Source organism: Flavobacterium enshiense, from assembly GCF_022836875.1.
Classification (GTDB): Bacteria; Bacteroidota; Bacteroidia; order Flavobacteriales; family Flavobacteriaceae; genus Flavobacterium; species Flavobacterium enshiense_A.
Window position 1 is genome coordinate 629360 of record NZ_CP090376.1, and the last position, 12211, is coordinate 641570.

At 38.9% G+C, this 12211-nt stretch carries 12 protein-coding genes; 3 read left to right on the plus strand and 9 right to left on the minus strand.

Features of this window, described 5'->3' with window-relative positions:
• Positions 1–19: 19 nt before the first annotated feature.
• The 3 genes from LZF87_RS02865 to LZF87_RS02875 form a co-directional block, all read right to left on the minus strand.
• Positions 20–883: a DUF58 domain-containing protein gene (locus LZF87_RS02865; RefSeq protein WP_244341605.1), complete on the minus strand. Its 864-nt coding sequence runs from the start codon at positions 881–883 to the stop codon at positions 20–22.
• An 87-nt stretch (positions 884–970) separates the two neighbouring features.
• Positions 971–1975: an AAA family ATPase gene (locus LZF87_RS02870; protein ID WP_244341607.1), complete on the minus strand. Its 1005-nt coding sequence runs from the start codon at positions 1973–1975 to the stop codon at positions 971–973.
• A gap of 153 nt (positions 1976–2128) precedes the next feature.
• Positions 2129–2926 carry a DUF4382 domain-containing protein gene (locus LZF87_RS02875; RefSeq protein ID WP_244341609.1) on the minus strand — a complete coding sequence of 266 codons (798 nt, stop codon included), beginning with the start codon at positions 2924–2926 and terminating at the stop codon, positions 2129–2131.
• 135 nt (positions 2927–3061) lie between these two features.
• Between LZF87_RS02875 and LZF87_RS02880 the strand changes: the two genes are divergently transcribed.
• Positions 3062–4219, plus strand: a complete 1158-nt coding sequence (locus LZF87_RS02880) for an ATP-binding protein (protein WP_244341613.1) — start codon at positions 3062–3064, stop codon at positions 4217–4219.
• 344 nt (positions 4220–4563) lie between these two features.
• Here the strand turns inward: LZF87_RS02880 and LZF87_RS02885 are convergent, their stop codons facing one another.
• The 3 genes from LZF87_RS02885 to LZF87_RS02895 form a co-directional block, all read right to left on the minus strand.
• Entirely contained in the window at positions 4564–5226 is a 663-nt protein-coding gene (locus LZF87_RS02885; RefSeq protein WP_244341614.1) for a response regulator, read from the minus strand.
• Positions 5227–5257: 31 nt separating this feature from the next.
• A complete protein-coding gene (locus LZF87_RS02890) occupies positions 5258–6991 on the minus strand; it encodes a tetratricopeptide repeat-containing sensor histidine kinase (RefSeq protein WP_244341615.1) in 1734 nt (577 codons plus the stop codon).
• 377 nt (positions 6992–7368) lie between these two features.
• Positions 7369–7575, minus strand: coding sequence for a hypothetical protein (locus LZF87_RS02895; protein WP_244341616.1), 207 nt, complete (start codon positions 7573–7575; stop codon positions 7369–7371).
• A gap of 174 nt (positions 7576–7749) precedes the next feature.
• On the opposite strand from LZF87_RS02895, the gene LZF87_RS02900 reads away from it, so the two are divergent.
• Together LZF87_RS02900 and LZF87_RS02905 are read left to right on the plus strand one after the other, a co-directional pair.
• Positions 7750–8478, plus strand: a complete 729-nt coding sequence (locus LZF87_RS02900) for a metallophosphoesterase (protein WP_244341617.1) — start codon at positions 7750–7752, stop codon at positions 8476–8478.
• Positions 8479–8555: 77 nt separating this feature from the next.
• A complete protein-coding gene (locus LZF87_RS02905) occupies positions 8556–9128 on the plus strand; it encodes a PhnA domain-containing protein (RefSeq protein WP_244341618.1) in 573 nt (190 codons plus the stop codon).
• A 197-nt stretch (positions 9129–9325) separates the two neighbouring features.
• Here the strand turns inward: LZF87_RS02905 and LZF87_RS02910 are convergent, their stop codons facing one another.
• From LZF87_RS02910 to amaB, 3 genes are all read right to left on the minus strand, one after another.
• Complete coding sequence (locus tag LZF87_RS02910; protein WP_244341620.1) at positions 9326–9871, minus strand: hypothetical protein; 546 nt, start codon at positions 9869–9871, stop codon at positions 9326–9328.
• A gap of 257 nt (positions 9872–10128) precedes the next feature.
• Positions 10129–10503, minus strand: coding sequence for a hypothetical protein (locus tag LZF87_RS02915; RefSeq protein ID WP_244341622.1), 375 nt, complete (start codon positions 10501–10503; stop codon positions 10129–10131).
• 84 nt (positions 10504–10587) lie between these two features.
• Positions 10588–12135 (minus strand): L-piperidine-6-carboxylate dehydrogenase, encoded by a 1548-nt coding sequence (gene amaB / locus LZF87_RS02920; protein ID WP_035630372.1) that lies wholly within the window; start codon positions 12133–12135, stop codon positions 10588–10590.
• Between the last annotated feature and the right edge of the window lie 76 nt (positions 12136–12211).

The following is a 12211-nucleotide window of genomic DNA, read 5'->3' on the forward strand; positions in this document are numbered from 1 at the left end:
TTATTCGGCACCGACGCTGTTATCGCGATTTGAAATAGCCCAGTAATTTGGTTACATAACTCTCATCTACCCTTGTGCTTACCACTCCGGAACCACAACGGGAAAACGTTTCGTTAAAATATTTTACGTTATCAAGGTAATTTTTCTCGTACTCCATACGTACCTTTTTCGAATTGGTATTTACCAACATGATTTCACCTGTTTCTGCATCTTCCATCGGTACCATACCGATGTTTGGCATCATTTCTTCGCGATGATCATAAACGCGGACACCAGTTACATCATGTTTCTTTCCGGCAATTTTTAGCGTATGTTCGTAATCATTGGTCATGAAATCGGAAATTACGAATACGATGGCTTTCTTTTTCTGAATGCCCGAAAGAAACTTCAGGGCCTGAGACAAATCTGTCTTTCTGCTTTTAGGCTGAAATTCGATCAGTTCACGGATGATTCGAAGCACGTGGGATTTTCCTTTTTTAGGAGGAATAAACAATTCGATTTGATCGGAAAATAAAATCAATCCAATCTTATCATTGTTTTGTGTCGCTGAAAAAGCCATAGTGGCTGCTATTTCGGTAACAATTTCGCTTTTCAGCTGATTTTTGGTCCCGAAACTTTCCGATCCGCTGCAGTCCACCATCAGCATCATCGTCAATTCACGTTCTTCCTCGAATACTTTTATGTACGGTTCGTTACAACGCGCCGTTACATTCCAGTCGATAGCACGAACATCGTCTCCAAACTGATATTGGCGTACTTCGGAAAAAGTCATTCCCCGTCCTTTAAACGACGTATGATATTCGCCCGAAAAGACATGATCGCTCAATCTTCGGGTTTTGATTTCAATTTTCCGTACTTTTTTCAGTAATTCTTTGGTATCCATATTTTTAGTTTTCAGTCGCAGTTTTCAGTCGCAGTTGCTTAGTTTTCAAAAAGCTGTATACTGAGACGGTTAGCTGTAAACTAAATTTTAAGGCACTTCAACCTCGTTAACTATTTTGTTGATGATGTCTACCGAAGTAACGTTTTCCGCTTCTGCCTCATAAGTAATCCCGATACGGTGACGTAACACATCGTGCACTACAGCGCGAACGTCTTCCGGAATTACATACCCACGGCGCTTGATGAAAGCATAACATTTTGCCGCCAAAGCCAGGTTGATACTTCCACGAGGAGAAGCTCCGAAACTGATTAATGGTTTTAAATCGGCTAATTTGTATTTTTCCGGGTAACGGGTTGCGAAAATTATATCTAAGATGTATTTCTCAATTTTTTCGTCCATATAGACCTCACGAACAGCTTGCTGTGCACGTAAGATCTGTTCCAAAGACACCACTTGGCTCACTTTTTCAAATCCACCGTTCAGGTTTTGACGGATAACCAAGCGCTCGTCTTCCATTTTAGGATAATCGATAACCACTTTTAACATGAAACGGTCTACCTGAGCTTCCGGTAACGGATAAGTTCCTTCCTGTTCCACCGGGTTTTGCGTAGCCATTACCAAAAACGGTCTGTCCAATTTGAAAGTTTCATCTCCGATGGTTACCTGCTTTTCCTGCATGGCTTCCAACAGTGCCGACTGTACTTTGGCTGGAGCACGGTTGATCTCATCGGCAAGAACGAAATTGGCGAAAATAGGACCTTTCTTAATGGAAAAGTCATTCACTTTCATATTGTAAATCATGGTTCCCACCACATCGGCCGGAAGCAAATCGGGTGTGAACTGGATTCTGCTGAAGGTACCGTGAACTGCTTGAGAAAGGGTGTTGATGGCTAATGTTTTTGCCAACCCGGGAACGCCTTCCAAAAGGATATGCCCCTGCGCCAATAGTCCGATAAGTAAACGTTCGATCATGGTTTTCTGACCAACGATTACCTTGTTCATCTCCATTGTCAGAAGGTCAATAAAAGCACTTTCTCTCTCTATTTTTTCATTAATTGCCCTAATGTCCATAGTAGCTGTCGTATCTTCCATTTGCGTGTGTTTTTTGAGCCGTGAAATTAATAAGATATTTTAACACTGCAAATTGAAAATTAATTTGCTGTTAAGTTGTTAACGATTGGTTAAAAAACAAAAGACAGCCATGGTTTTAGCTGTCTTTTAATAAAATTTTTATTTCCTGTTAACTTATGGCAGTGTCAGGGTTCCCATGTTGGTGATTTGTCCGTTTATAACTTCAACATTATCAACCACCAAAACAGCATGCCCAGAAGCAATGTCCGGTGTTAAAGTTACCGTATAAGTTCCTGAAGGGATTCCGTTTAACTGAAACACACCCAAATCGTTAGTATTTGCAGTAACCAAAACGCCGTTAACCATAACCGAAGCTTCTGTTGGAACATCAATTGGCTCTACCGTTCCTTTGATTGCACCCGACATTGTTTCAGTTGTTACTCTGATTACAGGGTGCAGGTTATAATTTCCTGAATTCCCGGCTTCAACCACAACGGAATGATGCACGTCGAAATCCAATAGAAAATTATAGGTAAAATCCGGTTGCAACGTTTGGTTGATCTGTAGTTTCAAACCGGATTGTTGCGCGCTCGGAGTTCGTAAAGGATAAGTTACCCCTTCTTTCACAACAGTATTGTTCTCACCTAAGATTAGGCGCATCTGACCCAAATGTCCCGACGGTACAATACTATCGGCCAAGATTACACTTACGCCTCCTGTTAAATCCAACAGGTTGTAAACTCCTGGATTATTACCAATACTCATCCACCCACCTTCAGGGGATTTAATCTCCACATCAACCACCTCAACGTTAACTTCGTCATAATCTCCCGGAGCATCGGTCATACTGACCGTAATTTTCGAAGTTCCCGACACTTGGGAATTATCATCATTGTCGTTACAGCTTGCTAGTAAAGCAGATATGCAGGCCATTGCAAAAAATGCCAACATGCAGTTTTTTAAGATTTTCATAAGTGACTCTTTTTAGGTTATTTTTTTAGGGTTATAATTTCAAAACGTTTGTTTTACTATAATCTTATAAGCCTTAACAAAATTTTAACGAACTTTATACAAACTTTGTGTTGTAAACCAAAACGCTTTCTCAGGATGATCAATAAGCGTCTTCTTATAAAAAATTTGCTCGCCCACAGTGACGAAAGCACTTTTTATGATAAAAAAAGACAGCTTAACTTACACACAAAAGAAGGCAAGGCCAAGTTTCTGAAACACATTTGTGCGCTTTCCAACTCTAACCCTCTGAACAATTCCTACATTGTTGTTGGTGTTGAAGACCAGGACAATGAGATTGTGGGTGACGATTTTTTTGACGACAGTCGTATTCAGAACCTTGTAAATGCCTTTTTGGACAATGCGCCGAAAATCCAGTACGAAAACGTCCCATTTCCGAATCTTCCGAAAGACAAGGTTGTCGGATTGGTAACCATCAAACCCAACAATAAAATCTCATCTTTTAAAAAAGGGATCCACACCATTGTCGCCAAAACAATTTTCATGAGACGGGGAAGTTCGACTATGCCGGTTGAGACCGTATCGGAAGTTTCGATGTCGATTAAAACGAAGAATCTGAATGCCGAAACGGTTATCAGCATAGAAAACAATTCACACAACAGTATCGCGCATACGCTGGAAGGCGTGATTGACTTTATCAACAACCGTCATCCGGACATGAGCCCGAAATATAAAGTATTCAAAGAACTTTTTGTAGTGTGCTGGGCGGGAAACAAGAAAAAACTGCGCGACAAAACGTTTTATTCCCGGGTGGATATTGAACTGATCAACGAACAGGTCAAACTTTTTTATTCGGCCCTGGATGAAGTAACGGTGGAATATTCTGAAAATGCTTTCACGATTACCGAGTATGTCCCTTTAGGACTGAACGATAAAACGAGTTATTATCCGCTGGAAAAGGTAACGCTGCACTTTTATGAAAACGGCTATTACAAGATGGAAACCAAAATGTTGTTTGAACCGCCAGAGTACAACCGGAAAATGCTGTTCCACATTTACAATTCCAATCTTGCTCTGGTGAGCAAACTCGAAAAAGGGCTGACATTAACTACCCGGGAAGAGAAGGATCTGGAAAACCTTCCTGCCATACTGATGATTTGCTACCTCAACGGTTTTCAGGATGCCAAGCAAAAACTGATTGACGCCAAACCGTTTTTAAAGACCTATAATAATCCTGTGGCCTATGTTTCATTTAAAGAAGTGATGCGTATTTTGCGGAAAATGAAATACAATTAGGGAATCATATTTTCGGTGATGACCCTGAACATCCAAAGGATGAGTCCGGCGATTATTTTCGGCATTTGAATCATAACATTTGGATTAGCACCCAATACAGAAGCTAAATTAAGGCTTGTTTTACATTTTTTCTGGCGTTTACTACTTCTTTAACTTACTGTATCTGGGCACTGTCTTGAATTTGTTATTGTAATGTTTCTTTAAGCATTTGAACTAAAGCAAAATAATAATCCGTACTCAACATCATTGCTTATAATGTTTTAATAATCAGCAGCAATTTGATTTGATAAAACTAGCATCAGAAAAAAAGAACATGTTGTGGTTTTTCCGTAATTAATGTTAAATCAAATAAACCCCAATCGTTTTGCCTCGCGAATAATGTCTTCATCATTGCCTTTGCCGATACAGAAATAGTCTTTTATTTTGGCTTTTCTTTTCTCCACGGCGCTTTCCGTCAGTTTGACTTCTCCGGCAATGGTTTTGGTTTTAAAACCTTGAGAGATCAGCATGATGATTTTTCGGTTGATGCTGTCCAGATACTCTTCTCTGGAAAGGAGTTCTTTAATCGCTTTTTGAACCGTCTCACTATGATAAGTTTCATCGTTTATGATCGAATCGAAAGCCAACAATAATTCCTCTCCACTGAAATCAGATTTAATAAGCAACCCGGCCGGATTGACTTTCTTCATAATATCATAAATAATGAAGGACTCAGCGTGTGAGGTAAGAATTACAATTTTTGCTTTCGGAACGTTCTTTTTTACCAGTATGGCCAAATCTTCTCCGGAGTAAATACCTTCCTCTTCATAGGCCGGCATGCTTCTATCGAGAAAGACCATATCAAAATCAGGACGATTAACCGTATTGGTTACTATCGAAAAAGCATCTTTGCAGTTGTAACATTCCGTTGCTTCAATACAAAAGCCGTGGTTGTTGTAGTCCAGAATCGTCTTGTAACCCAGGATTTGTAGCGGATGATCGTCTACAAACAATATTTTGACAGTCATTATGTGTTATATTTCGCACAAAAATATAAAACTATGTTACAATTTTCAAATCAATTTGAGTTCCTTTTCCGACCTCAGACCAAATTGCAAGTTCAGCATTAATTTCGGCAGCACGTTCTCTCATGTTTTTATGTCCTATACCAGGTTTAATGGTCTTAGGGTCAAATCCAACACCATCATCAGCAACTGAGATCGTCAGAAGATCATCTTCCCGGGTTATACGAATACAAACACTCTTGGCTTCAGAATATTTTTGAATATTGTGTAGGGCCTCCTGCAAAATACGATACACTTGCATTTTTACAACGCTGGGTACAGAATTCCAGTCAATTTTCTCATCGATAATCAGCTTAAACTGTAACTGGGAATGCCCTTTGGCTGCCTCCATCAGATTGGTAACCATCAGCGTAAAATCGGAAACGTGGGCAAAAAGATTCTGACTCAAATCATGTGAGATTTTGCGGACTTCCTTCTCGACATTCTGAATTTCATCAATGTATTCCGAACATCGGGCAATGGTTTCAGGGTTGTTTGCTTTGCTTAACACAAATAAGTTTAGGCGGATAGCACTCAATTTCCCCATAATACCGTCATGAAGTTCCTTGGCGATTCTTCTTTTTTCGATCTGCTTCCCTTCTTCGATTTTCTGTTGTTGGTCGAGCATTAATTGATAGATTTCTGCATTGGCCATCTGTTGTTGCTGAAGGTAACGCAACTCTCTGTTTTTGGCACGCTGCAGACGGGACACATAAAACAGGATGATCAGTACTATGAAAGACAAACCAAACGCAATTATCATCCAGCGCTGCATGGCCATCTTTTCATTTTCCGCCTCCGCGATGTTTTTCTCATTGGTGATTTCGTCGGTCTCGAATTCAATTCGGGCAAATTTATTACGGGTGGCGCGCTCTACATTTTGTAAACTGTCGTTAAGAACAATATAACGTTTGTTATAATCCGAAGCGTGACTGGGGTCAATCTTAGCCAGCAGTTCGAGTGCTTCTAGTTCGTCTTCGAAAACCTCATTTTGGTGTGACATCATCCTAGCTGCTTCGGCAAAACTTTTTGCTGATGCTGTTTTCTTTTTTGACAAGTAATATTCAGATAGGTGCAATCTAGCGGTAAGCTGTGTCGGAATGTTCTGCAGGCTATCGCCTAACTCTAAAGTTGTATTAAACAGTTCCAAACAACTGTTGTCATTTAATTTAAATTTGGAGTAAGCTAAGGTATTTAGCAAATACACATAACGCGTTATGTTCTTTGCCTTAAAATCCTCAAGACACAATGCTTTTTCAACATATTTGATAGATTCTTTATAATTATCTTGTTTTTGATATAATAATGCAATATAATTATAGATCTGAGCCTTTAAGACTAAATACTGATAATCTGCTTTCAAATCATCAGTATTTTTTAGTGCTTTTAAATAATAATTCATAGCTTCCTTGTCTTGGTTCATCCCTTTTAGAGCCTTACCTAAAACAAGATTACATTCGTAAACTAAAGAATTATTGTTTCTTTCATTACCAATTCTTAAAGCCTGAGTTGCCAACGTTTCAGCTCCTGCAAAATCTTTTTGATAAGTAAGCAATTCTGCTTTATTCAACAGTATGGAACCTAGAAAAGGCTTTCCTTTATATTTTTCTGAAAGTTTTTGCGCTTTTAAATAATTAAAGTAAGCGCTATCATTTTGATATTTCTCTATGTAATAAGAAGCAATAAAACATTTTGATTGGATTGCTCCAATAGTATCTTTAATAAACAAACATTTTTTTTCAGTTTGATATGAAACTTTTTTAAAGGACTCTAAGTCATTTATCTGACAGTATTTCAAAGCGAGATTTATATAATATCTTCTAGAAACAGTATCGAAATTTTGTGAATCTAATCCAATCTTTATTTTATTTAAAATGACCTTCTTTTGATTGTCATCAAAAGATTTACTGTCAAATTTCCGAAAGAGAATATCATTCAAATAATTTTTCGGAAAAACCAAGTTCTCGTCTATTTTGTCTTCACAACACCAAAAAAAGAAAGATAAAATAATTAATATGAAAAAGGGTTTTAGATTCATTTGTAAGATTAATAGTCCCAAAAATAATGAAGAAATTAATAAAGTTGACTATTTTAAGAAACTTATCATTATATTTTAATAGGTGGTGTTCCTGATTTTGGAGGATCAATTTCATCTTCTTCATTAGAAACCGAATCTCCCTGCTTTATTGTCTCACTAAAATCAGTTTTCATTACAATAGATTTTGGTTTAGAGGTATCCACCTCTTCAACAGAACAGGAGGACAATAAAAGAACATAAATCATAACAGTAAATACAAGAGTAATTTTTTTCATTTTTAGGATAATTTTTAGTTAGTGGGTATTTTTTTTTAAAGGCCCAAAACTACCCTCTCGCCCTACCCTGCCATTGAGGCTTTCCTTCAAAAAATGTTAATTTTGTAGCTTTTTTCTTTAGCATTTGATTATCCCAATTGTTTTTAAGAAATTTGAATAAAATTCAGACTAGCAATGAGCAGAACTCTGGTAATCGGCGACATACATGGCGGACTCAAAGCCTTGGAACAGGTTTTGGAACGGGCCCATGTGACCACCAACGACAAACTCATTTTTCTGGGTGATTTTGTTGATGGCTGGAACGATACGCCTTTTGTGATTGATTTCCTGATCAAACTGGACAAAACACATCATTGCATTTTCATTCAGGGGAACCACGAAGAGATGCTCCTGCGCTGGCTTTCAGAAGGACACGACAATGATGAATGGCGCTTGCACGGCGGACAATCGACGGTAGATGTTTACGGAAACATTGATGATGACAGGATTTCGGCGCACATCGAATTCCTAACCGCTCTGAACGACTATCATCTGGACGAACAAAACCGACTGTTTGTACACGCCGGTTTTACTAACCAAAAGGGAGTGGAATTTGAATACTTCAAAGGGATGTTCTGCTGGGACCGTACCCTATGGGAAGCCGCATTGGCAATGGACAAAACGCTTTGTCGAAAAGACTTGTTTTACCCGAAGCGACTTGCTCTATATGAAGAAATCTTCATCGGTCACACGCCTGTAACCCGAATTGGGTATTCGGTTCCGGTTAACCGTGCCAATGTTTGGAACGTCGATACCGGTGCAGCCTTCAAAGGACGACTGACCATCATGAATGTGGACACCAAAGAATTCTGGCAAAGTTCGCCTCTGCCCGATTTGTATCCCAACGAGAGAGGTCGGAACTAAATTTGTATATTTGCCAATGATTTCAGCCATAGCAAACGCCTAAGCAAAGTAAATGGCTTCCTCTTAAAACAACAACGATGAGCGTAATTGAAAAAAAACTAAAAGACCGCAGCGATTCGAAATGCGAATTGTGTGGTAATCCGCATGATTTACAAGTATACAACCTTCCTCCTGAGAATAAAGAAAGTTTAGAAACCAGTATTTTAGCCTGCAAAACCTGTGTAGGTCAGATTGAAAATCCGGAAACCACCGACGCTAACCACTGGCATTGTCTTTCTGACAGCATGTGGAACGAGCATCTGCCGGTGCAGATCGTTTCCTGGAGAATGCTTACCCGTTTAAAAAAGAACGACCTGTTAGAGATGATGTATCTGGACGAAGAAGCTTTGGAATGGGCAAAAGCTACCGGGGAAGGTGACGAAGACGAAGGTAAAATCGTCCACAAGGATTCTAACGGCAATATTTTGTTCGACGGGGATTCCGTAGTACTGATTAAAGATTTGGATGTAAAAGGAGCCAATTTCACGGCTAAGCGTGGTGCAGCGGTACACAACATCAAACTGGTTTGGGACAACGCCGAACAGATTGAAGGAAGAGTCGAAGGACAGCATATCGTTATCCTTACGCAGTATGTGAAGAAGACGAAGTAATTTCGATTCTATATAAAACATGAAACCCGATTCGTCTGAATCGGGTTTCTTTTTGTTTGATAAATCAACTTTAAATCTTACAGTTAGAGAACTTCCACCATTTAATACGATTGGCGCTCCAACAGGAATCTAGATATTGTTAACTTTTACATCTTTTATTACGAATGTGTATTTTGAGAAAATAAAGTTTAATTTGTTTATTCTTTTTCTAAATGTACTTGTAGACCAAAGCCTACTATAAAGTATTTTGAAGTATAATCCGATAATTTTTCTGTATTGTAGCTCAAAGACATCTCTAAACCTACGCTACTATTAAAATAAATCACAGGTCCAACTTTAAACTTATAACTACTACCATTCCCGGAATCAAATCCTTGAGTTTTAGAAATCCAATAATTGTAGTTTGCTTCGGCAAAAAGATTTATACTATTTTCGGTGTCTAAAAAATAATATCTTGCAAATGGACCGGCACCATATCCAATGCTTGATGCACTACCGTTACCTTTGCCATAATTAAAATTCCCATTAATCCCTAACGCAAACTTATCAATTACAAAATATCCAATATTTGGAAAAATTCTAACCGAATTACTACTCCCAATAATTTTATTATTGCTATCAGTTACTTTCGAATTGGTGTAGCTTGCATCCCCTCCCACCATCCAATTTCCTTTGGTAATTTGGGCATTTGAAGTAAAAAATGAAACTAAAGTGATGAATAATAGAAATTTAATGATTTTCACGTTTTGAATAATTTTATTTTAAAATATGAGTATTATGATAATTTTTGAATTGATTGAAAACCCAAATACAAGCAAAAAGCTAATCTTTTCTTTCCAATTGCATATTTTTAAGTAAGGCCTTTCTTTAAATTTCGGGCAAATCTAAATAAAAGATTTTAAAACAATTGTAAGCTTTTTTGTTATTTTTTAAAAATAAAAAAGCGACCCACATGAGTCGCTTTGAAAATTCATTATTTAAGGATTAAAAACCAATTTTACTATTCAGGAATTAACTGCACCGTAATAATTTGCGGTATTACATGGCAAACATCGGCACCAACTGTTATGGTTTCAGATGTATAAGTTTGATAGCCTTCTTTGGAAACCGTCAGCAGATAATTACCTTTCCTTTCCCATGCACCGGAAAAAACATCCGTCCCCGGGAAGAGCTTCAGCGTTTCATAATATGGCCCATCCGTGACAAATACCGCAACGTCCTCGGTCAGAACCGCATGGGTGACAGCGTCCTGAACCGTTACATTGAGTCCGGCGCGGGCCTCCTGGGTGCAATTAACCTGGTTATCATCATGATCATTACAGCTACTAGCCATCAGCAACGGCATCAAACACAGGAGAAGAAGAAGTTTTTTCATCACATACTGATTAAAATACCACATAAAATTGCATAAAAAAACCGACTTATGAAAGTCGGTTTCCTGTTTATTTAAAGCAATCGATTAAAAATCAAATTTGATTCCCTGTGCCAACGGAAGCGCTGTTCCGTAGTTAATCGTATTGGTTTGTCTTCTCATGTAAGCTTTCCAAGCATCTGATCCTGACTCACGACCACCACCGGTTTCTTTCTCACCACCGAAAGCACCACCGATTTCCGCACCGGAAGTTCCGATGTTTACGTTCGCGATACCGCAATCCGAACCGGCTGCAGAAAGGAACAACTCCATTTCTCTCATGTTGTTGGTAAAGATCGAAGATGACAAACCTTGAGGAACGCCGTTTTGAATCGCAATCGCTTCTTCAATCGTGCTGTATTTCATCACATACAAAACCGGTGCAAAGGTTTCGTGCTGCACGATTTCGAATTCGTTTTTCGCTTCGATGATACATGGTTTTACATAACATCCGCTTTCGTAGCCTTCTCCTTCTAAAACGCCGCCTTCAACGATAACTCTTCCGCCTTCGGCTTTTGCTTTTTCGATAGCGCTTAGGTAATCCTGAACTGCTCCTTTATCGATTAGCGGTCCTACGTGGTTTGTTTCATCCAAAGGATTTCCGATTTTCAACTGACCGTAAGCGTTTTTCAATACATCTAATGTTTTGTCATACACGCTATCGTGAACGATTAAACGACGTGTTGATGTACAACGTTGTCCTGCAGTACCAACCGCTCCGAACACTGCTCCAACCAATACCATGGATAAATCGGCATTTTCTGAAACGATAATCGCATTGTTTCCTCCTAATTCCAAAATCGTGTTTCCGAAACGGGAAGCCACCACTTGCGATACGTGACGACCGATTCTTGTAGAACCTGTAAAGGACACCAATGGAATACGTTTATCGTTGTTGATCAAGTCTCCGGATTCATTACCTACTACCAAGCAGCTTAATCCTTCCGGCAAGTTATTTCTTTTTAATACGGTTTGGATGATGTTCTGACAAGCTACAGCACACAACGGTGTTTTAGAGCTTGGTTTCCAGATACAAACGTCACCACAAATCCAGGCAATCATCGAGTTCCAAGACCATACGGCTACCGGGAAGTTGAACGCAGAAATGATTCCTACGATTCCAAACGGATGCCATTGCTCGTACATTCTGTGCATCGGACGCTCAGAGTGCATCGTTAAACCGTGTAATTGACGGGAAAGACCTACTGCGAAATCACAGATGTCGATCATTTCCTGAACTTCTCCTAAACCTTCCTGGTATGATTTCCCCATTTCGTAAGAAACCAGTTTACCAAGTGCTTCTTTATTTTTTCTAAGCTCCTCTCCCATCTGGCGAACGATTTCACCACGTTTCGGAGCCGGAACCAAACGCCATGTTTTGAACGCTTCTTCAGCGGCTTTCATAGCGGTTTCGTAATCTTCTTTTGTAGCAGATTTTACTTTTCCGATCAATTCGCCGGTTGCCGGAGAATACGATTCGATGATTTTCCCGTTAGAAAACCAGTTGGAACCGGTTGAAGCTCCTTCATTTATCTCTTTTAAGCCTAATTGATCCAAGGCTTCCTGAATACCAAATTGGTCTACTGCTGTTGTTATCATTATTGTTGATTAATAGTGTTTTTTTATATTTTTTGCAAAGCTACGTTTTTTTGTTAAATAAATAATATTACAG

Coding starts and splice junctions, on each gene's coding strand:
- LZF87_RS02885 (WP_244341614.1), bottom strand. CDS start 5,226: ATGACTGTCAAAATATTGTTTGTAGACGATCATCCGCTACAAATCCTG.
- LZF87_RS02875 (WP_244341609.1), bottom strand. CDS start 2,926: ATGAAAATCTTAAAAAACTGCATGTTGGCATTTTTTGCAATGGCCTGC.
- LZF87_RS02905 (WP_244341618.1), top strand. CDS start 8,556: ATGAGCGTAATTGAAAAAAAACTAAAAGACCGCAGCGATTCGAAATGC.
- LZF87_RS02895 (WP_244341616.1), bottom strand. CDS start 7,575: ATGAAAAAAATTACTCTTGTATTTACTGTTATGATTTATGTTCTTTTA.
- LZF87_RS02900 (WP_244341617.1), top strand. CDS start 7,750: ATGAGCAGAACTCTGGTAATCGGCGACATACATGGCGGACTCAAAGCC.
- LZF87_RS02880 (WP_244341613.1), top strand. CDS start 3,062: ATGATCAATAAGCGTCTTCTTATAAAAAATTTGCTCGCCCACAGTGAC.
- LZF87_RS02870 (WP_244341607.1), bottom strand. CDS start 1,975: ATGGAAGATACGACAGCTACTATGGACATTAGGGCAATTAATGAAAAA.
- LZF87_RS02865 (WP_244341605.1), bottom strand. CDS start 883: ATGGATACCAAAGAATTACTGAAAAAAGTACGGAAAATTGAAATCAAA.
- LZF87_RS02915 (WP_244341622.1), bottom strand. CDS start 10,503: ATGAAAAAACTTCTTCTTCTCCTGTGTTTGATGCCGTTGCTGATGGCT.